Below are 26,351 nucleotides of genomic sequence, written 5' to 3'. Positions count from 1 at the left end.
CTTTATATTCTTTGCCATTATCAGAATAAGCGTAATCGATCTGGTAAGGGCAGTGGGTGATGACGGTTTCGGTGAGGAACCAGGCGGCGCTATTCTGGGTTTTATCAGGCAAGATGGCTGCATAGAGTTCTCGGGAGAAGTCATCAATCGCGACAAACAGGTATTGCCTGGGTTGGGTGGGTGATTGGCCTTTGAGTAAAGGCAGGCGTTTAGTATCGAAATGCATGAGTTCGCCGGGGTAAGATTTGTTATAACGCTTTGCCTCGCGTTTCAGGCGCTCCTGGATGGACTGCTCGACTTTGGCTAAGCGCTTGAGGCCGTACTGAATTGTTTTAAAACGTTGATTGGTACTGTCGCGGGGAACAAACTCCTTGAGCCTTGCCCGTTTGAGAACGGCGTAGACCGTAGGCCTTGAGACTCGAAAGCGTTCGGCAAGTTGGGACACTTTCCAGCAGCCAGTTTGGTAAAGCTGCCACAGCTCCTGACGGTCAAGTGGCGTAAGTCTTATATGTTTGTGCATGTTCATTTACAGTATTCTCCACAATACTGTAAACAACGCTAGAAATTCTTACACGCGCTGCTTACCCAATTCAAACTGGTTGATGTCATCGCCAAAACGAGTGTCGGCAAAATCGATAAAAAAGCCCTGCGTTCCGAGCACGCTGCTGCGCTTTAAACAGCCTGTATTTTCAAATCCTCATCAATGAGCTTAGCCGGATTTCATCATATCATTAAATAACCAGTACCCATTGCGGGAATCAACATGAAAATCCGATCTATACCGTGCTCATTCCAGTGCATGCTATAGGCAGTGCCATTGCTGGGTGCTTGCCAGTCCGCTCAGCTGTCCGCACAAATCTATGACAGTACGGAAATTTTATGGAATACCTGGAGTATTCCACGCGAGCCATGATCATTTCTGGTGTATAACAGAAGCAGGAAGCGGTGTAACCTGTTAGTAAAGATCTCGGCAGATCAACCATCAATAAAAGGAACACACCGCTTTCTGCGAATCCCCTTGTTTCAGACGCATTTCGATATAATTCCTCTCCTCAAGGTGTTGTTGGTTAGCTGAATTGGACGAGTTGAATTCAATAAGAGATTGTTACTAACGTGATAGTTAAAGATAAAGATAAAGTTTCATGGATACGGTTGCTATTTCATTTTCGGGGTAGCAGCTTTATGGAAACGTGGCCGCGGATTCTTACAGTGACAGTAACCTCGATGATCGTTACCTATGTAGAACTGTATTATAGTATTCAGGCATACACGCTCACGACAACACCTTTTTTGCTGCTCGGGGTTATATTGGGTATTTTCCTAGCTTTCCGCAACAATGCCTCATACGATAAATTCTGGGAAGGCCGCAAGCTTTGGGGTGCCTTGGTCAATACCTCACGCAGCTTGACGCGCCAAGCTTGCTTTATGTTGGATTCTGTGCAGGATATTGTGGAATTGAAACATTTACGGGAAGTTTTCGTCAAACGTGTGATTGCGTTTGCACATGCGCTATGTTGTCATTTGCGTAATGAAGATCCCGCGGAGGAAATTAAAAAATTTTTACCCCCAAAGGATCTAATCACAGTTCTTCAATCAACACATCGGCCACTTGCCATTCTGCACCAACTGGGTCGTGATCTTGCATTCGCACGCAATCGGCGGTGGTTAAATGAATTTAGTTACCCATTTATGGATGCACAGCTCAATGAGCTATCCAATATACTCGGTGCCTGCGAACGCATTAAGAATACCCCGATACCTTTTAGCTATTCTGTATTGATTCACCGAATCGTTGCTTCCTACTGCCTGCTCTTACCGTTTGGGCTGGTTGAAACGACAGGCATACTGACACCGCTCGTTGTGCTGATGATTTCGTATGCATTCTTTGAGCTCGATGCTATCGGTGACGAGATTGAAAATCCGTTTGGCTTGCAGCCGAACGATCTGCCCTTAACTGCAATTTCGCGGAATATCGAAATCAATCTGCTTGAATTGATTAATGACCGCAATCGTCCTGAAGTACTTAAGCCAGAAGGTGATATTTTGAAATAAGTTGTAAAAATTTATCAGTAAGAAATCTCAGGGTTGTTTGCAGAGAGGTTGATTGAAATAATATTGGAGTATTTCATAAAGAGTTGAGTTATTCAAACTTTTGTGTGGCTTGACAGTGTTATAAAAGTTAAGAAAGCGATTGAATCTGCCGGTTGGTACAGTCTTTAAAGTTAGTCTTGTCATGCCACATCTGCATCAAGGTGCGGATAGTACTTTCAGCTTTGCCGTTGGTTTAGGGTCGATTGACTTGAGTGAATTTCTGGCCGACACCGTGTGCTTTGCAGGTTTTAACGAAAGCATGACTGTCAAGTGGCGTAAATCTTATATGTTTGTGCATATTCATTTACAGTATTCTCCAGAATACTGTAAACAACACTAGAAATTCTTACATATTATCTTATCTAACCAACTATTTTTTATACATATAGATATCGGAAAACTTATAATGAATTAATGCAATTAAGCACTAGTTTGGTTGAAAGTTATTCGTCATATGCATCTATCTTTCTAGCAATTCGGGTGATTCTTTTTGATCTAGCCTTACGTAGTTGGTTTTCTGGACAGATTTCAGTACATCAGAGGGCTTAGTATCTGCTGCTGGATTCCGTTCTGCCAGCCCGTGACCAACATGCATAATGGAATACCTGGCCGCAGGTGCTTAATACTCGTTTGGTTATGTCCAAAGCTCCATGGGTTTCAATCTTTTTGATTACCATTAAAAGGGTAGGGACTGTGATGCTGTTAATGGGTTTATTCCCGATCATGGGGAAAACGCCAGCTTCAAGTCTTCTGATAACGTAATCAGCATGATGCGCTGTTCTGGCATCTTTCCAGCTACTCAACCAAAGATGCACCACCGATTCAAAGCTGTTTTCAGCCACTAATGCTTCTAATTGCTTTTGCTCTTGACGATATTGTGAAGAATCAATACGTTGTTTTAACAAGTTCCCGCATTTTTTATTGCGGCCTATTGTTAGCCAAGATCTCTTGAAATGATTTATTTATGCAGATATTCTGACGAATTATGGATAACGTTTGGTGCATATATAGCGGGAAGGTCTTCGCTTTTCGCCTGGCCTAGCTATGGGATGATTGGGTTAGTTTAACTTAAAATAATGTTGATCGAACTATCAAAAATCATGACTTTGAGAGAATAAGTATCTGCATTTATGTGATGTATAATTTTTTAAAGAAGTTTTGCAGCAATTCAACCCATACGCATATCATTTACACTGAATACCACAGGAAATAAAATAGAATCGAAAATGCCTAGCGTATATAACTCTATCATCGTTAACGCGCCCATTGAAGCGGTATGGGAGCGTATCTCAGATTTTCATGATTTTTCATGGGCACCGTCGATTATAAAACGGTGCGAAAACGTGGGAAGCAAAGGAGGAACAAGCGTCGGTGCAAAGCGGCTTTTGAACGGAAGTTTTCTAGATACTTTAATTGCATATAGCTCATTAGATCATCGCATTATCTATTCTATTGATGATGCACCTTTTCCAATATCTCCGGCAGAGATTAGTAATTATGTCGGTGATTTACATTTGCTACCGATCACTTCAGAGGGAAAAACATTTGTGGAATGGAGTGGCCGGTGGGAATCAAACAGAACAGAGGCCATAAAATTTATGAATGATATTTACGTAATATTATTGAAGGATCTCGCTGCTCAATTTGATTCTCAGTCCTTCTAATTTCTAGTGGATTATTTCGGATTGTTATGGAATTAAAGTTCTTGTAAAACAGCTTGTTTATTGTGTTTTATGGACTATTCTGGATTTATACGGAAGGGAAGGTGGCGGAGAAGGCGGGATTCGAACCCGCGGTACGGTGATAACCGTACACACGCTTTCCAGGCGTGCACCTTAAACCGCTCGGTCACTTCTCCCATTTACTTCAGTAAAATGGTATTTAACCCAAAATAACAGGGTGCCAAGGATAAACTAATTCATACTTTGGAGCAACTTTTATACTGATTGTTTCCAAGAATAAATCTGATCTTCCGAGATTCTTTAGAATTTTATCCCTCCCGTGTCAAATATTCCTGGCGATACTTTGCAGGAAATACAAGATGTTATATCGATACCATAACATACATCATAGCACTTATGGTTATGCACGCGCATGCATGTATTTTACACAGCGAGCCATGAAGAATTAAATCCAAATGAGATTAAATATGAGAATCAATTGCATTCCTGCTCCTTGCCCTTAAGACGCTAGTAACACAGTGGTTACTCGTCATATCTAGATTGATGAAAAACTATCGCATTCCATTCTTTTATTTGAAGGATTTTTTAAATGACATGGGAACGAAAAATAGATTTTTCAGTCTATTTCTATAAATCTTATGACATTTGAGAACAGATAGAGAATGAAACTTTTTAAAAAAATACCTAACCCAAGAGAAATTCGGCAGAAGCTTGGTCTTAATCAACAAGAATTCTGGAATAAGGTAGGTGTAACCCAAAGTGGCGGTTCACGTTACGAAAGTGGGCGAGAAATACCGAAAGCTGTCAGAGAATTGGTACGATTGGTCCATATTGATCAGATTGATTTGACCAAAATCAAACGAGACGATCTAATTGTGGCTGCAATGCTAAAAGTACAGTACCCTGATCTGTATAAAAGCTTGAAAAAATCAGCAAAATTGAAATAATTCCAAGAATTCCCTTTTAATAAATCAGTCAATAATATAATTGACTGATTTATTAATTATGATTAAGGATGAACTTTTACCGCAAACCCAAGCTTTTTAATTCTTACGGCAAATGATTCTATCCATGCCGCCGAAACTTTTGAGAGCCGAGGCGCCTCAGGTTGCAGAGAGGGACGCGCTAGTCCATAAAGCAATATTCCCTGTAACGATATTCCTTCCTGTTGTATCTTATAGAGAAATTCAAGATAAGCACTGATTTCTTTTTCAGCAGGAGGTTTTCCATCTATTTCAAACACACAAGTTTGTAGCCACGTAGGGCATAACGATGCTGCCAATTTTAGATTGGCATGCATTTTCTTTAGGCTCATGCGGGTATTATTGATACGTATTCGACCTTCTTGCGTCACACTATCCAGTTTGAACCAGATCTCACCATTTAGCTTCGCCATATGGCTTAGTCCTCGCTGGACAGAAACTCGATCTATCAAACTGCCATTGGTAATCAGAACCAATTTGAGTGCTTCTGGTAAGGGAAAATCATGCTTCACCCGTCCAATCAAGCTGATTACTTGTTCGAACTCTTTTGCGCTCGTTGGCTCTCCATTACCTGACAAGGCGATATCATTGATACGTCTGGCTTGTTGTGGCACTTTATCCAGCATAAAGCGTCCATAAAGTAATTCATGAAGAAAGGTGCGCAATTCTTGTTCCAACTTGACCAAATCAATGGTTGGTGCGGAACCACGTTTGAGATCGGGTACCTGGCAATAGACACAGCGCCAATTACAGGCATTATTAGGATTCAGATTAATTCCAATTGATACACCAGAAGCTCGACGCGAGATAACGGGGTAAACGTAAGTCATACTAACGCTATCTCGGCTATGATCTGAAACGCTTAATAGTTTAGAAATAGGTTGCAATGGTATAATCCATCATATGTTGATTACGCGAAGACTAGAATTTGATGCTGGCCATCGTATTTCCACTCATAACAGTCAGTGCCGTCATTTGCACGGCCACCGGTATGTGGTAGAAATTACTTTATCAGGCAATATTATCTCTGACGAAGGTGTGCCAGAGCAAGGTATGGTTATGGATTTCTCTGAAATTAAACGTATTGCTAAAGATGTCTTAGTCGATAAATGGGATCATGCTTTTCTGGTGTATGCCGGAGATACACCTGTAATTGAGTTTTTGCAATCACTGAAAGATCATAAAACAGTTATTTTAGATACGCAACCGACAGCAGAAAATCTGGTAATTAAAGCTTTTCATATATTAGATCTTGCATTTCAAGATACTTATGGAAATCGACTTACATTAGAACAAGTTCGATTGTATGAAACCCCTAATTGCTGGGCAGATGCAAAAAGAGAATATATTAATAATACCAACAATCCATAATAATCTAAATTAAATAATTTGTAATCATGTTTGTTGATTCCCACTGCCATTTGGATTTTCCTGATCTCGCCAGTAATCTTGATGAGATTCTTGTCAATATGCAACAAAATAACGTTACTCATGCATTATGTGTAAGTGTTAATTTAGAAGATTTTCCTCGTGTGCGAGCTTTGGCAGAATCACATGATAATCTTTATGCGTCTGTGGGTGTCCATCCTGATTATGAAAATTTAATTGAACCGAATGCTCCACAATTAGCCAAACTTGCTAATCATCCTAAGGTCATTGCGATTGGAGAAACTGGGCTTGATTATTTTCGGCTTAAAGGAGATCTAGAATGGCAAAGAGAACGCTTCCGTCAGCATATACGTGCTGCAAAGCAATGCCATAAACCACTTATTATTCATACACGAGAAGCAGCAGCCGATACGCTACGTATCATGGCTGAAGAAGGGGCAGATAATGTAGGAGGGGTGATGCATTGCTTCACCGAAAGCTGGGAAGTTGCCCAACGGGCAATTGAAATGAATTTTTACATTTCGTTTTCTGGCATTATTACTTTTAAAAATGCTACTTCTGTTAAAGATGTCGCTAGAAAAATTCCTCTTGATCGAATCTTGATTGAAACAGATTCTCCTTATCTTGCTCCCGTACCTTATCGTGGAAAGATCAATCAACCTGCTTTCGTACGTTATATCGCTGAAGAGATTGCCAAGTTGCGTGAGATGAGTCTGACGGAAATCGCAGCAATCACTACAAATAATTTTTTCAGCCTATTTAAAGCAACTTGAAATGGGATTCTTTCTGAATAAATATCAGTTAATTACCATTTCTATTATTTTGATAATTATATGCCTGCCTATCAATACAATTGCTGGCATTGATGAGGATCTTATCAGGGCGATTGAAAACAATAATGTGCGTACTGCGAAAGAGCTTTTAGATAAAGGCGCCAATCCAGACACCAGAAACCGACAAAGTTATACATTGCTGATGATTGCAGCACGTGATAATAATAAAGAATTAGCTAATTTATTGCTTGAGGCAGGAGCAAAATTAAACTTGCGTAATAAATATGGGGAAACAGCCATTATGTTAGCGAGCTACCATGGTCAAGTAGACATGGTTAAGCAATTTTATATCAACGGTGCTGAAATAAATCATAGTGGATGGAATCCATTAATTTATGCCGCTAGTAGAGGCTATACTCAGATTGCGCAGATTCTTCTGAGTGTGGGCGCTGACATTGATGCTACTTCAGACAATGGCACAACAGCATTAATGATGGCCGTGAGAGGAAATCATTATGAGACTGTTGAATTTCTGCTAAAGAGTGGGGCAGATCCCAAAATTAAAAATGAAACGGAAGGAACCGCCCTAAGCTGGGCAATACAAAGCGGAAATAAAAAAATTGCTCAATTGCTGAAAGGTAATACGCTTGAGTAACATGCTCTTAACTTTATTGAGGTAAAAGATATGGTAGAGAGAGAATCTGTAACGCTGGACCTTCCAGATTCTTCCAAAATATTTTACCTGCTTCGACACTATTCGTTTGAATAACAGCCAGTGCATCAAAACCACCCTCTGGTGAAGGTGTTGCATTGACTATCATACCGCATGATTGCTCTGACAATTCAGCACTAAATAACTGATCGCCAGCCATGACTGGTTGGGATGAAGCAATGTTGACCAAATACATGCGACGCTTTAATTTACCAAGATATTGTGTCCGTGCAATAATTTCCTGCCCTGGATAACAACCTTTCTGAAAACTAACCCCTCCCGTGACATCAAAATTGACCATTTGAGGAATAAATTGCTCTTGTGTCATGGGTAATATGACAGGAATACCTGCTTTAATCTCCAGCCAATCCCAGCAGAAAGTTCCAACTGGTATCGCCTTTAAAGCTAAATGTGGCCATATCATGACTGCATGATCTAGCGTTGTGATAATTTCATAGCGATTTATATCTTGGCATAAAATACTTCCTTGCTCAGTATGGATTATTCCAAGCGGTGAGATTGGTAAAGCTATGCTATGGAATATTTCTTCAATCAACAATTTTGCTTTATTTCCTGCAATACCAATACGTATCAAAGAATCACTGCTATCATTTAATCGTACTTTTGCACGCAGTATGTACATTGAAAGGCGTTTAGAAATAGCCTCAAGCAAAGTAGAAGGTAATTGCATGAAATATTCATTGTGGTCAGCGTGTGACCAAATTATGAAATTTGCCAGTATTCGACCTTTAGGGGTGCAATAACTACCATATTGGGCGGTCTGGTGATCAATTTTTCTCAAATCACAGGTTAGCTGTCCTTGCAAGAAAGTTAATACCTCTTCACCTGAGAAATGAATCAGACCAAAATTAGAGAGATCAACCAGAATGGTATCAGTTTGAGCATTTTTTAGTTCTGTAACATCATCTCTGAAATGTATAACATGCCCTTTTTCAATAGTAGCGTTGTATTCTTGCAAGAAAGCTTGCCAAACAGGATTCATAGCAATATATCTGATCAGAGAAAAATATTAATTATTTTCATTTATGCCAGTATTAACTATTCATCTCACATCCTCAAGACAGTATGCATTATTGTTATGTTTTGCACATTTTGCAGTTGTCTGTATATTATGGAAGATAGATTGGTCAATATTTATCAAACTAATAGGGACTATTTTACTAGCTATAAGCTTATATTTATATTTACGCTATCATGCATTGCTTCTTTCACCTCGGTCAATCGTATCCTTACATTTTTCAGAGGATGGGTCTACTTGCACAGCACAAACTCGATCTAATGAGCATATTACATTTATAGTTAAGAGTGATACTTTCGTAACACCCTACTTGACTGTATTGAGTATGAAATCCCCATATTCGATTTTTCCTCGTAATATAGTCATTTTCCCAGACGGTATCAATGCTGAGAAATTTCGACAATTACGAATATGGTTAAGGTGGAAATGGAAAAGAAAATAAATTGATTCGCTTAATCAAAAACAGAAAAAAATTATTTTTGATTTTTTTATATTAAGAAAATTAAATTTCTTCTTCTGCAGGTAATGTTCGTGCTTCTTCTTCTAGCATGACTGGAATACCGTCTCTAATTGGAAAAGCCAAGCGATCAGGTTTACAGATTAATTCTTTTTCATTTTTCTTATAAATTAAAGGGCCTTTACACAATGGACATACTAAGATATCTAAAAGCTTTGGGTCCATAAATTTTTCTCTTAATTTTTTTAAAATAATTTCTCGTAATCTAATATCTATTGCTGTTTCTTCATGCAATACCCAAAATTTCTCATTGGCTTGATCCAAGCATTTTACAGCATCCTCTTCTCTCATAAGAATGATTTCGATATCGGGAAATTGTAAATCTTCTTTGATAAATTGATAATTATCGATAACTGAATGAGATCTTACATTTAATTTTAAGTACTTTAGTTGATCCAGAAAGTCATGAGAGTAATTGATATCAGTAATGACATGAATAAATTTATCCTTAAATGCGGAAATTTCGGAATGATTATTAGGGTTAAGCAAATTAACAAAATATTCATTTCCTGGCCGCATATGAAATATTTTGGCTTGGTTTTCAGCGTTTATTGATAGCTTACTGCTTTTTTCATTCATCACTACTGCATCTGCTTTATTTAGGCGAGATAAACTATCACGTAAAGGTCCAGCCGGTAAAATTAAACCATTACCAAAATTTTGTTTACTGCTATCGACTACTACAATCTCCAAATCTCGCTGCAATCGAAGATCCTGTAAACCATCATCACAGATGAGTACATTGCATTCAGGATGAGCTGTAAGTAAGGCTTGTGCAACTTTTACGCGATCATGACCAATCCATATTGGACAAATACCTTTACTTTGATAAGCCATCAGCAGGGATTTATTTCCCACAACACTGGACTTGCTTGAGATAGTAACGGCGAGGGGTGATCCATAATTCTCAGAGTAGCCGCGACTAATTATTCCAGGGCGTAATCCAAAAGCTTTTAATAAATTAATTAGCCAAATGACTAAAGATGTTTTACCAGCATCGTTAACAGTAATACTATCAACAATAATTATGGGTACCGATATTTTAATTGAATGTAATACACCAAGCCGATATAGTAATCGCTTGCATGCTAATGACAATCTAAAAAACAAACTAAATGGCCAAAGAAGAATTATATGAAGAGGTGTGATTCGATACCAATATAATTCAGACCAATTCATAAGTTGAATATTTCTTTAGAAGACAAACAATATAGTGTGCAAAATCTTAAAGAATTAAATTTAAAAAATTTTAATTTAGAAAAATTTTTTTGATGTAATAGTTAATTTTCAATTTAGTGCGAGTGACATCACAAAGTAGTATCCATGTTCACACAAATAATTTTAATGCAGTTTCACTACCAGCAGGAATATTATGTGTTGTCATCATGGATTGAATATTTATAAGTTGTTGCTTACTTCTTCTGATACCATTATCACTTAGTGGCACGCGATTATCGTCTACTATGATGCCATTTAAGGTAGAAGAAAAAAGTCTTGCAAGATGAGCCATTTGATCAAATACTTTTTCACCATTTACTACTCTCGGGACATCAAATAAAAAAGTAATACCATGTGTGGTAAGCGTACGCATATTAGCAGGTAAGAAAGGCGTTGCTTCATAGTTGCTCAGAGAGAACAATATTGTATTGTTTTCATCGCGATATCTGAATGCACCCTCAGATTCAAGCCTAAAACCAGCTGCCTCAGCTAAAGCGCGTATTTTCGTCCCAACAAAAGCACCGCCATCTTTGCTGATAATATTAATACCCATTACAACATCTACTTCTGCACAAAATTTATCGAGAGATACTGCTCTTATATGTGCCTTCGAAATATCAGGACAATCGGCGACTGCATTGACTTGTGAGGCAAAATCTTCGACCATATCACGGAATCGAGATAAATTGATTTCACTCACTGGGCCAGCTCGATCAGCCAATTGTAAACAACCATTTAAATATATATACCCACCTTTAGTACTAAGTGATTCCATGGTAATTTCCTCCCAGGTTTGACCATCTTGCATAAGCCCAAACCAATGAACAGGTTTACCAAAGTCAAATTTTTGCTGCAATAACTCAGTTAGCTTATCATAAGTGATTAATTTGTTAGCTCGAATACTTGTAATGTAATTAATTGTACTATCAAAATTAACTGATTTCTGCTCGACTAACGGTTCATCAATTGGCAGATCATCAGGTTCAAAACGTGCTTGCTCTTTTATGGAACTCGATTCTGTATATGGTTCTTGTAAGGGTTCAGTACCGAATTTAGGTTCGATACGATCATTTTCCCAAACGGTTTTGCCCATTTTTTTCAATAACGCATCTTCATGCTCATGCTCAAATGAGCGTTTCACGTTACGGCGGTAACGTGCTTGCTGCAGCCAGTTAAAAAAAACTACACCACCGATAACAGTGGCACCAATAATGATTAAGCTGATTTGTAAGTCACTCATACCCAAAGTCGCTCATATTTAATAAGTCAAGATTATTAATTTTAAGCATTATAATTATAATTCTTTGCCATCTTTCAAGAAGTTTTAAACTATTCCTATTTCTTTCTCAGAGTTTATGGTTTTATCAAGATCAACTGTAACTATACGTGAAACACCTTGTTCTTGCATGGTAACACCAATTAATTGTTCTGCCATTTGTATAGTAGTTTTGCTGTGACTGATAAACAAAAACTGGGTTTCTTTCGACATACGTTTTACCAGATCACAAAAACGTATTGAATTATTATCATCTAAAGGTGCATCCACTTCATCTAATAAGCAAAAGGGCGCTGGATTAAGTTGAAATAATGAAAATACGAGTGCTAAAGCGGTAAGCGCTTTTTCACCACCTGAGAGTAAATGGATAGAGTTATTTTTTTTGCCAGGGGGCTGTGCGGTAAGTTGCATTCCTGCATCAAGAATTTCTTCGCCGCTCAAAACTAATTTTGCTTGACCCCCACCAAATATGGCTGTGAATAATTCACTCAAATTAATATTCACTCTATCAAAAGTTTGCATTAAGCGCTCTCGTGTTTCGCGGTCAATCTGTCGAATTGCATTTTCTAAAGTGGCGACTGCTTCTTTCAAATCAGTTGCTTGCTCATCAAGATACATTTTACGTGCTTGCGATGCTTCTAATTCCTCCAATGCAGCGAGATTAACAGCACCCAGTGCTGTTATTTCTGTATTAATTCGATTAATTTCTGCTTTTAATCTAGAAGGGGAAGCATTATTCAATAAAGGTAGCAATTCATCTTCTTTAGCACTGGCTTCCAGAAGTTTCTCATTAAATTGATTTTCCGTTAGACGCGCCTCCTGTTCCTTGAGTCGTACCTGATTGATGGATTCTCTGAGTTGATACGATTTTTGCTCTGATTTAAGCCGTGCTTGCTCCAATTCACGTAACGTATCCATTGCATTTTCTAGATCATGACGAACTGAAGCCAAGATCTGTTCATGATGTATTTTCTTTGCTAACCATTCACTAAGCTGAGTTTGAAGAGGTTCGTCATCCAAATCTGCTTGTGCATTATGCAATTTTTCCATATTTTCTGTTAAATCAGCTATATTATTGCTGATTGTCTGAGCATCATTTTCTAATTGCTCAATTTTGTATTGACAGTTTTTTTCATGAAAGATAGCTTCACGCATTTCCTCTGCCAAATTTTGTACTAGCAATCGATGTTCATTCAGAGTCTGCTCGGCAACTTCACAAGTTAACTTGATTTGCTGCAGTTGCTCTTCCAGATTAACTATTTGCGCTTTACTTTCAGCCAATTTTATTTCTGCTTCTTGCTTTTGCGTGTATTCCACCGATATTTGATGTGAAATCTCGATTAACTCATCTTCGATTTGACGATGTCGCTGGGAAACACGTTCTATAAGCTGTGAAAGTTGTACGATTTGAAGCTGCAACGCGTGCTCCTGTTGCTTTAGTTGCGTTACCTCGCTACGTGATTCCGAGATTGTTGCTTCGTGCTCGTAGCATCTTCCTTCTATCTCAGTCAAAGTTAATTGGGAATGCGACAGCTCTTTCTCAAATGTATCGATATCAATCTCAATTTGGGCTATTTCACGTTGCCTTGCTAATACCCCATGTAATTGCGAATCAGCTGCATAATAGCTCAAACTGCAGTTAGTAAACGCATGGCCTTCGGGAGTAACCAACATTTCGCCTGGAAGAAGTTGTTTTTGTTGGGTGAGACCCGCTTCAATATTGCTAATGGCAAATATGCCACTTAACCATGATTCCACAACGGGTTGAATAGTAGCATGCGTATAATTTAGATATGTGCTAAGGGGTTTCCATTGATTCTTTTCATGCCGCAGATAATTTGCAGGCTGATTTTTGATTGGAGCTGTTTCAAAGATGGACCATTTCCCAGGAGGCGGATTATTCTTCCAATTTAAAGCAATTCCGAGTTGCTCAACACCTGCAGCATTGATCCGCTCATGCAAAACAGCTTCTAGCGCATTTTCCCAGCCTTTTTCTATTTGTATGTATTGCCATAAGCGTGGTAATAAATCTAATTGCAGCTGAGATATCCATTTATCTAATGCTTTATTATTCTCCAGTTGGCGTTGTATATGCTGTAAAGCGGCATGATGGGCCTGAGCTTGAGTAAGCTTTTGCTGGACAGATTGAACATTCTGCAAAGCTTCTTTTCGAGTATACTCAGTTGTTTTTAGCTGACTTTCTGTTTCAGTCAAAACATCTTGTTTTTCTTCCAATTGAGCTATGATCTGATTTTTTTCTTGTGTTAAGTTAGTAAGCTCTGTTTTATCGATTTGCGGTTGTGAATTCTTTTCCTGGAGCAAGCGCTCATGACGAGAGTTTAATTGTTGGATCACTTTATCGGCATGAACCAGATGACTCTGTTGCAGTTTTTCTGTCTGCTGTGCAACTAACAAATTTTTCTGCTCAGCAAATAATTGATCTTGGCTAGCGCGAAAAACCGATTCCATATCCGGCAATTTTTCATTTTCTGAGTGGTAATTTTCACTGCTGGTTATACAAACCAATCTTGCTTGCTCAATTTCACTACGCCAGTGATTAAGGTGATCAAATGCCTCTTGCATTTGATACTGATTGTTTTGCAGCTGTATTTCGACTGCAGAGATTTGTTTGGCAAAATATTCTCTATTTTCCCGCGTATGCTGTAGTTTTTGCTCAACACGCGCAACCTCAGCATTGATTGCATATAACTCTCCTTGCATCTGATGCTGCTGTTCACTTACAGCGTGTTGCTGTGCACGCATTTCTTCAAGCTTTTTGTCTACTTCGTGTAAATTGGTTATTTCATTTGCCAATTCCAGTTCAAGCTGCTGAATTTGTTCCTCAGCATGGATACGTTTTGCAATCGCTTCCTGTTTTTGAATTAACCATAAAATATTACAAGTGGTGTTTAATTGTTTTTGCAACTCACTAAATTTCCGGGCGATATCTGCCTGTCTTTCTAAGTGCTGTAACTGCTTTCCCAATTCTTGGAGAATATCTTCTACGCGCATGAGATTCCCGTGTACATCAGTCAATCGCAGTTCAGTTTCATGTCGTCGATCTCGATATCGGGAAATACCGGCAGCTTCTTCAAGAAATACGCGTAACTCCATGGGCTTAGCATCAATAATCCGGGAAATCATTCCTTGTTCAATGATTGCATAACCGCGCCCACTTACCCCTGTCCCGAGAAAAATATCGGTAATATCTCGACGACGTACTTGGGTATTATTGATGTAATAGGTTGATTCACTATCTCGTTGAATGACACGTTTTATAGATATCTCACTGTAAGCTGCCCATCGGCTGACTACTTTTCCAAGTTTATTATCAAAAATTAACTCTACACTCGCACGCCCAACAGGTTTTCGGCTGATTGATCCACTGAAGATTACATCCTGTATTGACTCTCCACGCAAAGCCGTCGCTCTGGATTCACCTAATACCCAACGAACAGCGTCAATGACATTTGATTTTCCGCATCCATTGGGGCCAACAATCCCAACCAGATTACCGGGAATAAGAATAGTAGTGGGTTCTACAAAGGACTTGAAGCCAGCGATTTTGATTTGGGATAGACGCAATTGAGTAATAAATAAAATTGGTATAATTTGATGAAAGAATTACTTCAAAAGTTATTTTAACTGATTTAACCTTAATCAACCGAGTTGAAGAGACCTATCGCATGGCGAGTAAGCCCTCAAAAAAACTAGAAACTTTCGATAATCCATTTACTGCCAGAGATTACCGAATTCATATGGAAATACCGGAATTTACCTGTTTATGTCCTAAAACTGGACAACCTGATTTTGCAAGACTCATTTTGGATTATATTCCTGATAAAAAATGTGTCGAATTGAAAAGCCTCAAGCTCTATATTTGGTCTTACCGTAATGAGGGAGCATTCCATGAGGCAGTCACTAATCAAATTCTTGATGACTTGGTGGCTGTTTTAAAACCGAGATATATGCGGCTTACTGCTAAATTTTATGTGCGAGGTGGCATTTTTACTAATGTCATTGCGGACCATCGCAAGAAAGATTGGAAACCGGAACCTGTTGTTTTCCTTGAAACATTCGAGGAACAGTTAAATACACGTGGTTAACAGCCGGGTATATTGCTTAAATTAATAATAGGGTGGGTAACTGTAATGGATAATTTTAGAGTAGAACGTGATGCTATGGGCACTATCCAAGTTCCTGACCATGTGTTATGGGGTGCGCAGACGCAACGATCTTTACAAAATTTCAAGATTTCCAATGAGAAAATGCCTGTTACGCTAATCCACGCGCTTGCATTGGTAAAACGCGCAGCAGCTCACGTCAATTGCCAACTGGGCTTGCTTGATGAAACTGTTGCAAATGCCATTATTACAGCTGCTGATGAAGTGATTACTGGGCAACATGAAACGGAATTTCCACTGGCTGTCTGGCAAACTGGCTCCGGCACGCAAACTAATATGAATATGAATGAAGTATTGGCAAATCGTGCTTCTGAATTATTGGGAGGAGGGCGCGGCAGCCAACGGAAAGTTCACCCCAATGACGATGTGAATAAAGGACAATCTTCCAACGATGTATTCCCAACGGCAATGCATGTGGCTGCAGTTCAGTTAATTCATAATCAATTAATACCCGCTATTCGGACGTTACGCCAAACATTATTTACTAAATCTGAAGAATTCAACCCTATTGTCAAGATAGGCAGAACTCATTTGCAAGATGCAACCCCATTAACGCTAGGGCAGGAATTTTCTGGATATGTTTCACAATTAGATCATGGGCTCAAGCACGTTGAGGCATCGTTACCTCATTTATATGAACTGGCTTTGGGTGGAACTGCTGTCGGAACCGGATTAAATACCCATCCTGAGTTTGCTGTGCGTGTATCGGCTGAAATCGCAAAGCTAACTAAATTTCCTTTTGTCACTGCTCCGAACAAATTTGAAGCACTTGCAGCAAATGATGCACTCGTACATGCTCATGGTGCATTAAAAACACTAGCCGCATCTTTAATGAAAATTGCCAATGATATTCGTTGGTTGGCTTCTGGCCCCCGTTGCGGAATTGGCGAAATCAAAATCCCAGAAAATGAGCCCGGCAGTTCAATCATGCCCGGTAAAGTTAATCCTACTCAATCAGAAGCCATGACCATGCTGTGCTGTCAGGTAATGGGTAATGACGTCGCTATTAATATGGGTGGCGCAATGGGTAATTTTGAACTTAATGTAATGAAGCCATTGATCATTCATAATTTTCTACAAAGTGTACGCTTGCTCGCAGATGGAATTATGAGCTTCAACGACCACTGTGCAGTAGGCATAACAGCTAATGTTGAACGTATTAATATGCTGGTGCAACATTCCTTAATGCTCGTGACAGCCCTAAACCCTTACATTGGTTACGACAAAGCTGCAGAAATTGCTAAAAAAGCATATCGTGAAGAAACTTCGTTAAAAGAGGCGGCACTTTCTTTGGGTTATGTTACTGCAGAAGAGTTTGATGCATGGGTTAACCCTGAAAAGATGATTGGAAAAATTAAATAGCATTCTTAATATTATGAACCCAATACTGACTAGTATCTCTTTACTTGTCATAAGTAATGTTTTTATGACTTTTGCCTGGTATGCACACCTCAAAGAATTGAACTCTGCACCTTGGTTTGTTGCAGCAGTACTAAGCTGGTTAGGGGCTTCTTTCGAATATATGTTTCAGGTTCCTGCAAATAGAATCGGCTATACAGTGCTTAACGTTGGGCAACTTAAGATCATACAAGAAATAATTACATTAAGTATTTTTGTGCCTTTTGCTGTTTTTTATTTAAAAGAACCACTAAAACTGGATTATTTATGGGCTGGTCTTTGCATGGTAGGGGCAGTCTATTTTATGTTTAGAGATTAAATCTTTTAACCTAAATTCCTCAGTTGAAGACTCCTAAATCGCTCAAGAACCCTATTGATCAAGGTTCTTTGAAAGATCCATGGCATTACCAATCAGATGAGATTTTAGTGAAATAATCAAAATCTGCTGAAAGTGTTGCCACACCTTGCTATCAGCTTGTTTACCATAACTGAGGAGCAGTTAACATTTTTGGCTATGAACCGTTGATAGTATTAGATTACAGCTATTTTCATTCTAAATTCCAACTGAGGAATTTAGGTTTAATCAAGCATTACTAGATTATTCTCCAAGAATGCGCGATCCATGGGACGAACGCTGTTACGGCTTTGAATTGTAAGGCATTGATCATCAAGAATTACAGCTGCTATGCAGACATCTGGTTAACCTACGTAACCGTTTTGCGGAACAGTATTTAGTAACCTATATAAAAAGTCGGGCAGGAAATCACATTTTTTCTGATCCTTTTCTTTCTATCGAATTGCATATAACGTATAAACTGTTTTTTACCGATGAAAAATGAGTAGCATTTGCAGGCTTTACCGGTGCTATCAATAAAACCAAAGTGACAATAGAGGCCATTAATATGCTTGCCGCTACGCTGTTTGATTTCTTGAAACAGCTTTCAAAAATTCTCCTTCTTCTTTCGTCTTTCTCTGTAACCAGATTACTTGCCGCGATTACTTCCAGTCTGTCTACTTTTATGTAATCTGCCAGCAGTATACAAACATCTATTGGAAGGCCTCTTTTTCCAGCTTTAGCCATCCTCAAATTTACATCCAATATACCTATTCTCTTAGCTAGTTCAATTTGAGTTCTTGCTTTTTCTACGCCAATTTCGATGAAGTCTTTTAATTCTGTCATATTTATCTCCTTAATATATCAAATCTGATCTATTAAAATAGATCAGATTTGATATATTAAATTTCTAATTAATCATACGTTTCAAGTTCCCGTAAGTCAAACATGGATATTAATTATCAGAAGAAAATATGAAAGTATTAGCTCTTAATGCAAAACGCATCCACTGTGCAAAAAAGTAGATGGAAAACCCCACAATATGTAGGGGTTGCCATCTCTTTACTTCTCCGTCCTGTTCTCAAGGTAATTACAACATGGAAGGTTATGGATACGATACAGCAAGCTCTTACCGCTTGAACCTGCTGTTTATCCTAAATTTGCACCAGTCATCACACAACCTAAAGTTAGCAGAGTTTTTCAACGGCCTGTTAACACCCGTGTGCATTCTTGCCTTTCTATAGGCGTATGGGTCAGTAAATCGGCTTATCTAATCGATGCAGCTTTGCAATCCAATTTTTCAGTTAGCTAGATTCCGAAGGAATCGGAGTAGGGGCGGTTCGTTCCTATCGTTAGTTCCAGCATTTGCTAATTCTTCTCAAAATATCTTGTTTGAGCAATTATTGGAAAAATATGGCATCAACCTTATGCGTGGTGAAGTTTGTTTTATTGATCAACGCTGAATTTATCTTTGATTTCAGCCAGAAACAACAAATTAATTAGTGGTTATTCTGTTTCTGATATTGCGCTATTTTGTTTTCTAATATTCATTAATACAGATACGGTGCTTTTTCTGATTTAGCCTTGGCGTTTGTGCCTGTAATATGCAGATATATATTCCAAGCTTTCAAACTAAGTAAGTTGGTCAAAAGTCTCATGCTGCATATCCAGCAAATCACAATACATTTGCTATGGTTTTGGTGCCGAACAGCTTGTTATCCCTCCAGATATTTGCAGGCTTACCGTTAAACATAAATGAGTGGGTAAAAATTCTACATCTGTAGCGACAATTTTATAAGGAAATGATAATGAAAAAACTGCAACGCAGTATCAAAACTAAGTCAAATCCTGATTACACTGCAATCCTTAACCAGTTCTGCAATGAAAAAAATTACTATGGCGTTCTGCTTGTCGATCATGATACGTACGATGATCTCTTCTGCAAACATCGAAACTTTGTCATTGTTCCAATACCCAAACAGTTAAACTACCATGATAAGTTAATTGTTGCACCGTCTGCAATTAAACGTGAAACGGCTCTTGCTCTTGAGTATGGCTCACTTTTTGTTGTTTACGATGTTCTGGAAAATCACCATGATGAGATTGAAGGACTGCAACCCGGCTATTCTATTATTATACTCAATTACCTTTATCAACTTACTGATGATATTGTCAACGGTAAGAAAGAGCCGCTCCGATTTGAATTACCACCAGCTGATCGACTTCAATAATCTTAGCTTTCCTTTGTGAAGGTTTCTGGCGGGAATCGAAGATTTTCAAAAGAAGCCGAAGCGAGATGGTAATTAAATTCTTGGCTAGCAGGATATCTCACAGAGTGCCCAGTGAGGAACCGCAGCGAAGCAAGCACCGGAAAAAGAGGGGCAGTAAGTACATGATACGGATTAGAAATCGTACAAACTACATAAAGAATCATTCAAGCTACATAAATCGGCCTGAATCCATACCAAGCTCACTAGAAATATTCCACTAAAGTTATGGGTTTCTTTAGCCGCTATAATTATTGCACCCCGACTGCTGTATTGGTCTGTAGAGCGAGTTATAGCTCGGACCATACCCCAGGAGAGGGTGCACCCTGCAGAAAATCAGACGCAGAAGAGCGAATCAGCCAAGCCAACAGCCGTTTGTAATCTCCAAAATCAGTAATGAGGTATGCTGAATTTCCTGGAGTCCAAAGTTTCATAAAATATAGTCATGAAATGGAGGAGAAGAATAGAACAATTACCGCAAAACGATATAACCAAGAATTTCGTGAGCAATCAGTCAAGTTTTTTAAACTGAGACGCAAACACAAACATCTTGCTTAGGGCTAGGCTCTTGGCAAACCTGGTTGGAGGCTAAAGCACTGACAAAAGACAAGCAATTGGATAACTTGTTTGTGTCATAGACATGGACTCTATATTTGACAACACATCTCATTAAATAAGTAATAAAGATTTATAGATATTTTTTGTTTTTCCGCGTAGATTATTTTTGTGATCACTAGGAACATCGAATCTATGGAAAGCTGCATATGAGTTTCTATATATCAAAATAGCAATAATTTTTTTGCCATCCAAATCTTTTCTATAAATCATTGTATCGAAAGCTTCCATAGCTTGGAATTTGTCGTCTGTGGCAAGTGATCTAGAAATACGTTGCTTATTATCACGCAGATAAATTTTAAATATAGCCAAATCGTTATTATTTTTATTTTGACTTGATGATTCTTGCAACCTGTAATTATTTCATTTTGCTGAAAAGAAGCGCCTTACATCTTCTTTTTAATTTTTGCAGCCCAAGAGAATTTAGAAATGTTCTCTAAACTTCATAATCTTTATTGGCACATTTGAGCGGCTCGTAAGCCTTTCTATCAGAAGAAAATATTATCGTTATGCAGCAGTTAAAAAACTGCCTGCTTGAGTCAGGCGTCGATCGTAAAGAACTTCATTTACTATGTCGCCATCTATTCGCGCGGATAGAAACCTAACAGCCTACAGAAGAAATTCGACAGATAATCGGCTTTTCTCCTGATTCGTTTCCCACGATCACAATTGCGTATAATGTGTATTATGTTAAATTATATATTAGAAGAAGAGCTAAAAAATGGTCTGAGAAGCTCGCCTCTTTTTTCGATAGGCTTCTAAATGTAACTCGCGTAAATAAATACGCGGGTTAGCTAAATGTCTACATAGAAGCCTCAATTCTTCCTTATCAGCGCCTGATTCAATCAGGCGTTTTTTTCTGAGGCAACATAACGATAGTAACGACGTTTGATTGACGCATTACGATAATAGCGGATATGCCAGTATAAATTAAAAAGTCGAGGAAACATGTAATGCTTGTAAAAGAAACAAAGTAAATCTAAATTTAATTCGAATTATAATCAGAGGAATTTTTCATCAGATGTATTGCGGTATGACCCGCGACGAAACTTATGACGCTAGTGATTGTGGGGCATGAAATAAGAGCGGACGGTTATAGTGAAGTTTGGGCAAAAAATAAAAATTCACAAAAAATCATACTTCGATCAGAAGGTCTATTTGCAGTTGCCGACAGTATAATTACTAGCGGCGGATCCCCAATTCTTAGCGGTCTCAGGAAAATACACTCCATCCCTTTAAAGCTTTGGAAGCCTTATTTTGTACATGAATACTTTCGAGATTACTTAGAAACATATATTGATACAGAATGCTTTGTCGCATTTTCTGGAAGCACCTTAACGGCAACCCATGCTTTAAATAACATATCTACGCATTTAGGGAATTTGCAAATAAGCTGTGAACCTAGAAGGAAAGAATTTATTCCAGTCAAGTATATAGTCCAGCGTCACTGTGAATACAATATTTTACGAGATTCAAATGAAGTAATTTTATGGGGTGAGGATATGTTTCTTAACCATGATTTCGAAAAACTGCTTACTGCACAGTACATAGCGGAAGTCATTGAGCATTCAATTAACAACGCATTAAAGTCAGCAAAGAAATATCGCTTAACTGCGGAAGAAGTGCAGAATATGCGATCTGATTTTGCGGCTGGTATATTTTGTCCAACTACTAAACAGCACTATCTCTTTCTATACAGAATGAGAGAAAGAATGGTGAATAACATCGTTGAGGTTTTTACAGAACGAGAAGAAATAGGAAACGATAGAGTAGCGGTATTAGGGATGAGGGATAAATTTGAAGAGCGTGCACAAAAAACATATTGTGAAGCTCTAAAATCAGGCATTTCCACCGGAAAAGAAATATTCAAATTTTTAAATTACGCCATAGAAGAGGTCGCGAGCACAGGAAGTTTTTCTATTGATAAGCCTTCATTTCATAAAAAATTCGAATGCGGAAAACTTAAAACAGTAAAAGTTGAGCCATCAAATGATAACTAGCTGTTTAGTCTTTTTCGCTATATTTTAGCAGTCAGTTTGATACCAAGAGCCTTCATGACGGCTAGCGTTGTTTTAAGAGTGGGATTGTCATTTTTACTAAAAGAGCGGGAAAGACCTGTTTGTTCCGCAATCTGTTTCATGCCTTTAGCGCGAGCAACGACTCCCAGCGCGTGGGCAATATAGCCAGCTATGGATGGAAGCGGATTCGTACAACTCAAACGATTTTACGGGCAGCCTATATGGTCTTTTTACTGCTTGCTCTTTTGATGTTTCCAAACGTGGCGTGCTGCAATATTCTGGCCATTCGTAAATCTTGCGGCCTGATCATGTAGGCGTAATGTGCAGGTGTTTTTCAACTAAGCAATGCACTTCAGCGTGTATCAGGTTCGGTGATTGTGCTACCAGTAGGAAATCTAAGCCGTGGTGACGATGCATACGCAGCTATTCGATATCTTCAGATACTTTTGCGCGCCCTGCTGCTCGCCACAGCTTTCAGGTTTCATCGATAACAATTAGTGAGCCTTCCACTATGTTGTTGAGTTCATAGATTGCGTCTGCTTCGTTGGTTACTTCCAGGTTCTTTTGGGTTCGTTCATGCCAACGGGTAAGCTTGTCATAGCTGGTCACAATGGTAGGAAGCTTTAGCTTAGGGATTCCAGCCGTGTAGACTATGCGCCCTGCCTCTACCGCTGGCTTGATTTCATGCCAAACCACGTAAGAGCTTTTCCCTCCTCCCGGTACGGCAGATAACAGAGTAATACTCATTGTTTTTCCTTATAAATTGAGAATACCGATGGTTTTTGTTGTACCAAAAGCAATACGCACGATGATGGGCACACCCCCAAGCCCAAGAGGAAGGCTTGAGGCTGGATACTAGCCATCATTTTAATTTTTATTTGAACTTTATTTGTGCGAATGAGTCTTATTTAAGAGTTCTTTATTAAAAAGAACTCTGGTATACACCCGCTAACGATCCTCTCTCCTTCTTTAGCGCTGTGTATCAAATTGGACTTAGGGTTGATTGCCCACATGGTGCACACTTTGCTATACCTCCCTACAATTTGTGCGCCATTTCTTTTTTATGTTTTTAGCTAAATAACTTTTCATATACTCCCTACTGATTAGTTATCATCACTACTTATTTACAACGAGCTTTAAAGGTTGGTTGAAATCGTCATCGACCCTGTGCCAGTCAGGAGGCGATACTGGTTTAAGCTCGACGACGTGAACTTTGATGGGAAATTTGCTCTTTTGATGTTTTCAAACGTGCTGCAATATTCTGGCCATTCGTAAATCTTGCGGCCTGACCATGTAGGCGTAATGTGAAGGTGTTTTTCCACTAAGCAAAGCACTTCAGCATGTATCAGGTTCGGTGGTTGTGCTACCAGCAGGAAATCTAGATCGTAGTGACGATGCATACGCAGGTATTCGATATCTTCAGATACTTTTGCGCGCCCTGCTGCCGGCCACAGCTTCCACGCTTCGTCAATGACGATTAGTGACCCTTCCGCGATGTTGTTAAGTTCGTAGATCGCATCTCCTTCATGGATAACCTCCGGATTCTTTTGCGTGCGCTCATGCCAGTGGGAAAGCTTTTCATAAGAGAATAATCCCCACTCTTGATAAGAAAATCTCTACTGTCAGATTCTTTCAGTAGAGTGTGGTTTCTTGCTCGTTGTGGGCAGTATCTTTGGCTAGATCACCAATGTTACCGCGTATGCTGGTGCTGATGACTTCAATGCAGCTTTTCCAGAAACCCGCTGAGAGTAGTTGCAAGCCACGGAAATACCTGTTCGACATCACTGTTGGCGCGCTGTATCGGCAAGTAATGCCTAATCCTTCCTCATCGAGATTGATGGTTTTGTGCCACATCCATGCTGGAAAAAACAAAATATCCCCCGGGTGTAGATCGAATTCATAGCGCGGCGCATATTCCACCAATGGATAAGCATCACGATCGCTTGGCTCACCCTCTTCATCAGCACGGAATGCTGCAAACCGTCGCATACCATTGCCACGTGCAGCTGGATATAATAGCCAGGAATATTCGGATTCAATTAATGTCCAGTGCTTGGATCCTGATACAGCTTGATACCAGTTGAGACCTTCTTCACAGTGGTAATTGGCGTTTAACCCTCTACCCAGACCAAGTATGAGGAAACTTAAAATGGGTTTGGATGGTCGGCCCATGACAGGGAAATAGTCATGTGACCGTGGGATACCAAAATATTCGTAAAAATCTGGGTTTTGGTCGAGCAATAATTGTTGCGGGATGAAATTACGGCGGTGATCTAGAGCGATCTGACTGAGTGACGTGTTAATCATCTTCTTGGTGTTCTTGTCTAGAACCTGTACTACGGCATCTGGAAATCGCTCCGCTAATCTTATGAGTGTCCATTCTTGGGGGGCATTTTCTAAAAAGCCACGTAAAATGCACGGAATGGATCGTTTGACATGTTCGCGATAAAACTGATCAGGTCCAATTTCACCAGGTTGATACTCTGTTATTGCAAGAACTTGCCTGCGCGGCACACCATGGTTTTGCAGTCGTCGTAAAATGCGCTTCTCCACACGCTGACGTATATCTCGCAGTACATCAGGGTTATTAGACAGATGTTGGTATAACATGATGATCTTTAGCACTAACACATTTCCATACCCCAATGGCAGCTTCGCCACACCTCGCCTGCCCATTCGCTCCACAAAAAATGTGTGCAGGAAAAATTTCTGCTCCATCACCATTTGCCACGTAACATATAAAATTGTTGCTACACCAGCCAGCGGTGTCGCCAGCAGGCTTTTCACCCTTTCCAATTCCGATCTTTTTGATAACTTGTCAGCTCTTTCCATTGGAAACCTCCTGTAACTTCCTTCTCAATGTTTAATTTAAATTTGAGAACCGATTCATGCAAAAGCTTCTACATCCGCTCAGCCGAGTCTTATTCTAGTACAAATGTACAAATGAGAAATATAGATGAAGGCATCCATTTTTATCTGTTCGGATAAACGGAGAACAACCCAATATAGTGGTTTTTGAGTGATCGATTTTAATTTACTGAGCATGTATTTTTTATCCATGATTATTAATTTTGCTTTTTCATGGTGTAGTAGCCACCGTTGCAGTAGATTTACCCGGCCAACCATGTTTAACGGCTAAACGGCAGGTTTCTGCAGGATTTAGCATGTCCAGCAACTAGCCAGAGTTTATAAGCTTCATCAATCACGATTAATGAGCCTTCCACAAAATTATTTAACTCATAAATGCAGCCAGTTTCATTGAGTACTTCCGAATTTCTACAAGTGCGCTCATGCTATTTTGATATGCCAGCATAAGATTTAACGATAGTCGATATCTTCAATTTAGGAATTCCAACTGTATAGACTATGTGCTCTTCGCCTACCGCTGGCTTGATCACATGCCAAACGATAACTGAGGTATGCTGAGTTTTATGGAGTCCAAAGTTTCATAAAATATAGACATGGAATGGAGGATATAGATGGAACAATTACCCCGAACACGATATAGCCAGGAGTTCCGCGAGCAATCAGTCAAGTTTTTTAAAGAAAGTGGATTAACGCTGGTTGAAGCAGCGAAACGACTATCTTTACCTAAGGGGACGTTAAAGAACTGGGTTTATGCTGACAGACAAGGCGCATTCCCAGCAGTAGGTAAACAGCAGAAGTCACTGACTGAGCTTGAATTAGAGCTATCCAGGATCAAACGTGAGTTGGCAGAAGTCAAGATGGAGCGAGATTTCATAAAAAAGTGTGCGGCCTGTTTCGCGAAGGAGTCGCAGTGAAATACGGCATGATTGACACGCTGCGACAACAATATCCCGTTGCACTCATGTGTCGTGTACTCGATGTTTCAGA

General features: G+C 39.2%; 25 protein-coding genes, 1 tRNA gene and 3 pseudogenes. 14 read left to right on the top strand and 15 right to left on the bottom strand.

Going from position 1 to position 26,351, the window contains the following annotated elements:
• A pseudogene (locus tag BLV54_RS09775) lies at positions 1 to 526 on the bottom strand (hypothetical protein); the annotation flags it as partial.
• Positions 527 to 1,113: 587 nt separating this feature from the next.
• Here BLV54_RS09775 and BLV54_RS09770 point away from each other — a divergent pair.
• Together BLV54_RS09770 and BLV54_RS16115 are read left to right on the top strand one after the other, a co-directional pair.
• A complete protein-coding gene (locus BLV54_RS09770) occupies positions 1,114 to 2,052 on the top strand; it encodes a bestrophin family protein (RefSeq protein ID WP_090571210.1) in 939 nt (312 codons plus the stop codon).
• A 139-nt stretch (positions 2,053 to 2,191) separates the two neighbouring features.
• Entirely contained in the window at positions 2,192 to 2,431 is a 240-nt protein-coding gene (locus tag BLV54_RS16115) for a hypothetical protein (protein WP_176969734.1), read from the top strand.
• A gap of 205 nt (positions 2,432 to 2,636) precedes the next feature.
• Here the strand turns inward: BLV54_RS16115 and BLV54_RS09765 are convergent, their stop codons facing one another.
• A complete protein-coding gene (locus tag BLV54_RS09765) occupies positions 2,637 to 2,996 on the bottom strand; it encodes a tyrosine-type recombinase/integrase (protein WP_090571208.1) in 360 nt (119 codons plus the stop codon).
• Between the two features lie 321 nt (positions 2,997 to 3,317).
• Between BLV54_RS09765 and BLV54_RS09760 the strand changes: the two genes are divergently transcribed.
• Positions 3,318 to 3,755 carry an SRPBCC family protein gene (locus BLV54_RS09760; protein WP_090571206.1) on the top strand — a complete coding sequence of 146 codons (438 nt, stop codon included), beginning with the start codon at positions 3,318 to 3,320 and terminating at the stop codon, positions 3,753 to 3,755.
• Between the two features lie 102 nt (positions 3,756 to 3,857).
• On the opposite strand, the gene BLV54_RS09755 is transcribed toward BLV54_RS09760, so the two are convergent.
• A tRNA-Ser gene (locus BLV54_RS09755) sits at positions 3,858 to 3,949 on the bottom strand.
• Positions 3,950 to 4,435: 486 nt separating this feature from the next.
• Between BLV54_RS09755 and BLV54_RS09750 the strand changes: the two genes are divergently transcribed.
• Positions 4,436 to 4,720, top strand: a complete 285-nt coding sequence (locus tag BLV54_RS09750) for a helix-turn-helix domain-containing protein (protein WP_090571205.1) — start codon at positions 4,436 to 4,438, stop codon at positions 4,718 to 4,720.
• 62 nt (positions 4,721 to 4,782) lie between these two features.
• On the opposite strand, the gene BLV54_RS09745 is transcribed toward BLV54_RS09750, so the two are convergent.
• Positions 4,783 to 5,586: a radical SAM protein gene (locus BLV54_RS09745; protein WP_090571204.1), complete on the bottom strand. Its 804-nt coding sequence runs from the start codon at positions 5,584 to 5,586 to the stop codon at positions 4,783 to 4,785.
• 73 nt (positions 5,587 to 5,659) lie between these two features.
• On the opposite strand from BLV54_RS09745, the gene queD reads away from it, so the two are divergent.
• From queD to BLV54_RS09730, 3 genes are read left to right on the top strand one after another with little or no spacing between them, the layout of a single operon-like run.
• The gene (gene queD, locus BLV54_RS09740; protein ID WP_090571202.1) at positions 5,660 to 6,127 is read left to right on the top strand and encodes a 6-carboxytetrahydropterin synthase QueD; all 468 of its coding nucleotides are present in this window, start codon (positions 5,660 to 5,662) and stop codon (positions 6,125 to 6,127) included.
• A 26-nt stretch (positions 6,128 to 6,153) separates the two neighbouring features.
• Positions 6,154 to 6,918 carry a TatD family hydrolase gene (locus BLV54_RS09735; protein WP_090571200.1) on the top strand — a complete coding sequence of 255 codons (765 nt, stop codon included), beginning with the start codon at positions 6,154 to 6,156 and terminating at the stop codon, positions 6,916 to 6,918.
• Position 6,919: 1 nt separating this feature from the next.
• Positions 6,920 to 7,573, top strand: a complete 654-nt coding sequence (locus BLV54_RS09730; RefSeq protein ID WP_090571199.1) for an ankyrin repeat domain-containing protein — start codon at positions 6,920 to 6,922, stop codon at positions 7,571 to 7,573.
• Between the two features lie 13 nt (positions 7,574 to 7,586).
• On the opposite strand, the gene BLV54_RS09725 is transcribed toward BLV54_RS09730, so the two are convergent.
• On the bottom strand, positions 7,587 to 8,633 hold the full coding sequence (locus BLV54_RS09725; RefSeq protein ID WP_090571197.1) for a CAF17-like 4Fe-4S cluster assembly/insertion protein YgfZ: 1,047 nt from the start codon (positions 8,631 to 8,633) through the stop codon (positions 7,587 to 7,589).
• 43 nt (positions 8,634 to 8,676) lie between these two features.
• On the opposite strand from BLV54_RS09725, the gene BLV54_RS17300 reads away from it, so the two are divergent.
• The gene (locus tag BLV54_RS17300) at positions 8,677 to 9,111 is read left to right on the top strand and encodes a protein YgfX (RefSeq protein WP_371113286.1); all 435 of its coding nucleotides are present in this window, start codon (positions 8,677 to 8,679) and stop codon (positions 9,109 to 9,111) included.
• A 60-nt stretch (positions 9,112 to 9,171) separates the two neighbouring features.
• On the opposite strand, the gene BLV54_RS16875 is transcribed toward BLV54_RS17300, so the two are convergent.
• The 4 genes and pseudogenes from BLV54_RS16875 to smc all read right to left on the bottom strand — a co-directional run bounded on the left by BLV54_RS16875 (position 9,172) and on the right by smc (position 15,265).
• Complete coding sequence (locus BLV54_RS16875; protein WP_256329354.1) at positions 9,172 to 9,351, bottom strand: Trm112 family protein; 180 nt, start codon at positions 9,349 to 9,351, stop codon at positions 9,172 to 9,174.
• A 24-nt stretch (positions 9,352 to 9,375) separates the two neighbouring features.
• Positions 9,376 to 10,365, bottom strand: a pseudogene (gene lpxK / locus BLV54_RS09720) (tetraacyldisaccharide 4'-kinase); the annotation flags it as partial.
• Between the two features lie 148 nt (positions 10,366 to 10,513).
• Positions 10,514 to 11,644, bottom strand: coding sequence for a cell division protein ZipA (locus BLV54_RS09715; RefSeq protein WP_090571193.1), 1,131 nt, complete (start codon positions 11,642 to 11,644; stop codon positions 10,514 to 10,516).
• Positions 11,645 to 11,728: 84 nt separating this feature from the next.
• Positions 11,729 to 15,265 (bottom strand): chromosome segregation protein SMC, encoded by a 3,537-nt coding sequence (gene smc, locus BLV54_RS09710; protein ID WP_090571191.1) that lies wholly within the window; start codon positions 15,263 to 15,265, stop codon positions 11,729 to 11,731.
• Positions 15,266 to 15,366: 101 nt separating this feature from the next.
• Between smc and queF the strand changes: the two genes are divergently transcribed.
• The 3 genes from queF to BLV54_RS09695 are packed head-to-tail and all read left to right on the top strand — an operon-like array spanning position 15,367 to position 17,581.
• Positions 15,367 to 15,786, top strand: coding sequence for a preQ(1) synthase (gene queF, locus BLV54_RS09705; protein ID WP_090571189.1), 420 nt, complete (start codon positions 15,367 to 15,369; stop codon positions 15,784 to 15,786).
• 45 nt (positions 15,787 to 15,831) lie between these two features.
• Positions 15,832 to 17,226, top strand: a complete 1,395-nt coding sequence (gene fumC, locus BLV54_RS09700; protein WP_090571187.1) for a class II fumarate hydratase — start codon at positions 15,832 to 15,834, stop codon at positions 17,224 to 17,226.
• Positions 17,227 to 17,239: 13 nt separating this feature from the next.
• A complete protein-coding gene (locus BLV54_RS09695) occupies positions 17,240 to 17,581 on the top strand; it encodes a DMT family protein (protein WP_090571185.1) in 342 nt (113 codons plus the stop codon).
• A gap of 444 nt (positions 17,582 to 18,025) precedes the next feature.
• Here BLV54_RS09695 and BLV54_RS09690 read toward each other — a convergent pair whose 3' ends face one another.
• Entirely contained in the window at positions 18,026 to 18,442 is a 417-nt protein-coding gene (locus BLV54_RS09690; RefSeq protein ID WP_090571182.1) for a hypothetical protein, read from the bottom strand.
• A 962-nt stretch (positions 18,443 to 19,404) separates the two neighbouring features.
• On the opposite strand from BLV54_RS09690, the gene BLV54_RS09685 reads away from it, so the two are divergent.
• Positions 19,405 to 19,827 (top strand): hypothetical protein, encoded by a 423-nt coding sequence (locus tag BLV54_RS09685; RefSeq protein WP_090571180.1) that lies wholly within the window; start codon positions 19,405 to 19,407, stop codon positions 19,825 to 19,827.
• A gap of 705 nt (positions 19,828 to 20,532) precedes the next feature.
• Here BLV54_RS09685 and BLV54_RS09680 read toward each other — a convergent pair.
• A complete protein-coding gene (locus BLV54_RS09680) occupies positions 20,533 to 20,829 on the bottom strand; it encodes a hypothetical protein (RefSeq protein WP_090571178.1) in 297 nt (98 codons plus the stop codon).
• A 701-nt stretch (positions 20,830 to 21,530) separates the two neighbouring features.
• Here BLV54_RS09680 and BLV54_RS09675 point away from each other — a divergent pair.
• Complete coding sequence (locus tag BLV54_RS09675) at positions 21,531 to 22,478, top strand: hypothetical protein (protein ID WP_090571176.1); 948 nt, start codon at positions 21,531 to 21,533, stop codon at positions 22,476 to 22,478.
• A 17-nt stretch (positions 22,479 to 22,495) separates the two neighbouring features.
• On the opposite strand, the gene BLV54_RS09670 is transcribed toward BLV54_RS09675, so the two are convergent.
• The 4 genes and pseudogenes from BLV54_RS09670 to BLV54_RS09655 all read right to left on the bottom strand — a co-directional run bounded on the left by BLV54_RS09670 (position 22,496) and on the right by BLV54_RS09655 (position 25,328).
• On the bottom strand, positions 22,496 to 22,696 hold the full coding sequence (locus BLV54_RS09670; RefSeq protein WP_090571174.1) for an addiction module antidote protein: 201 nt from the start codon (positions 22,694 to 22,696) through the stop codon (positions 22,496 to 22,498).
• A 106-nt stretch (positions 22,697 to 22,802) separates the two neighbouring features.
• Positions 22,803 to 23,243 (bottom strand): annotated as a pseudogene (locus BLV54_RS16870) (zonular occludens toxin domain-containing protein).
• Positions 23,244 to 23,632: 389 nt separating this feature from the next.
• Positions 23,633 to 23,992, bottom strand: a complete 360-nt coding sequence (locus BLV54_RS17295) for a zonular occludens toxin domain-containing protein (protein ID WP_371113287.1) — start codon at positions 23,990 to 23,992, stop codon at positions 23,633 to 23,635.
• Between the two features lie 136 nt (positions 23,993 to 24,128).
• A complete protein-coding gene (locus BLV54_RS09655; protein ID WP_090571168.1) occupies positions 24,129 to 25,328 on the bottom strand; it encodes a cupin-like domain-containing protein in 1,200 nt (399 codons plus the stop codon).
• 647 nt (positions 25,329 to 25,975) lie between these two features.
• Between BLV54_RS09655 and BLV54_RS09645 the strand changes: the two genes are divergently transcribed.
• On the top strand, positions 25,976 to 26,278 hold the full coding sequence (locus BLV54_RS09645) for a transposase (RefSeq protein WP_090571165.1): 303 nt from the start codon (positions 25,976 to 25,978) through the stop codon (positions 26,276 to 26,278).
• Positions 26,279 to 26,351: the final 73 nt, after the last annotated feature.

The sequence above is a fragment of the Nitrosomonas sp. Nm33 genome, assembly GCF_900107265.1.
GTDB lineage: Bacteria > Pseudomonadota > Gammaproteobacteria > Burkholderiales > Nitrosomonadaceae > Nitrosomonas.
The sequence above is the reverse complement of the archived record's forward strand: the minus strand, read 5'-3'. Positions and strand labels throughout refer to the sequence as shown.

Bases quoted from the DNA above. Each gene is read 5' to 3' on its own strand.
- BLV54_RS09760 (WP_090571206.1), top strand. From the start codon at position 3,318: ATGCCTAGCGTATATAACTCTATCATCGTTAACGCGCCCATTGAAGCG.
- BLV54_RS09750 (WP_090571205.1), top strand. From the start codon at position 4,436: ATGAAACTTTTTAAAAAAATACCTAACCCAAGAGAAATTCGGCAGAAG.
- BLV54_RS09745 (WP_090571204.1), bottom strand. From the start codon at position 5,586: ATGACTTACGTTTACCCCGTTATCTCGCGTCGAGCTTCTGGTGTATCA.
- queD (WP_090571202.1), top strand. From the start codon at position 5,660: ATGTTGATTACGCGAAGACTAGAATTTGATGCTGGCCATCGTATTTCC.
- BLV54_RS09735 (WP_090571200.1), top strand. From the start codon at position 6,154: ATGTTTGTTGATTCCCACTGCCATTTGGATTTTCCTGATCTCGCCAGT.
- BLV54_RS09730 (WP_090571199.1), top strand. From the start codon at position 6,920: ATGGGATTCTTTCTGAATAAATATCAGTTAATTACCATTTCTATTATT.
- BLV54_RS09725 (WP_090571197.1), bottom strand. From the start codon at position 8,633: ATGAATCCTGTTTGGCAAGCTTTCTTGCAAGAATACAACGCTACTATT.
- BLV54_RS17300 (WP_371113286.1), top strand. From the start codon at position 8,677: ATGCCAGTATTAACTATTCATCTCACATCCTCAAGACAGTATGCATTA.
- BLV54_RS16875 (WP_256329354.1), bottom strand. From the start codon at position 9,351: ATGGACCCAAAGCTTTTAGATATCTTAGTATGTCCATTGTGTAAAGGC.
- BLV54_RS09715 (WP_090571193.1), bottom strand. From the start codon at position 11,644: ATGAGTGACTTACAAATCAGCTTAATCATTATTGGTGCCACTGTTATC.
- queF (WP_090571189.1), top strand. From the start codon at position 15,367: ATGGCGAGTAAGCCCTCAAAAAAACTAGAAACTTTCGATAATCCATTT.
- fumC (WP_090571187.1), top strand. From the start codon at position 15,832: ATGGATAATTTTAGAGTAGAACGTGATGCTATGGGCACTATCCAAGTT.
- BLV54_RS09695 (WP_090571185.1), top strand. From the start codon at position 17,240: ATGAACCCAATACTGACTAGTATCTCTTTACTTGTCATAAGTAATGTT.
- BLV54_RS09690 (WP_090571182.1), bottom strand. From the start codon at position 18,442: ATGACAGAATTAAAAGACTTCATCGAAATTGGCGTAGAAAAAGCAAGA.
- BLV54_RS09685 (WP_090571180.1), top strand. From the start codon at position 19,405: ATGAAAAAACTGCAACGCAGTATCAAAACTAAGTCAAATCCTGATTAC.
- BLV54_RS09675 (WP_090571176.1), top strand. From the start codon at position 21,531: ATGACGCTAGTGATTGTGGGGCATGAAATAAGAGCGGACGGTTATAGT.
- BLV54_RS09655 (WP_090571168.1), bottom strand. From the start codon at position 25,328: ATGGAAAGAGCTGACAAGTTATCAAAAAGATCGGAATTGGAAAGGGTG.
- BLV54_RS09645 (WP_090571165.1), top strand. From the start codon at position 25,976: ATGGAACAATTACCCCGAACACGATATAGCCAGGAGTTCCGCGAGCAA.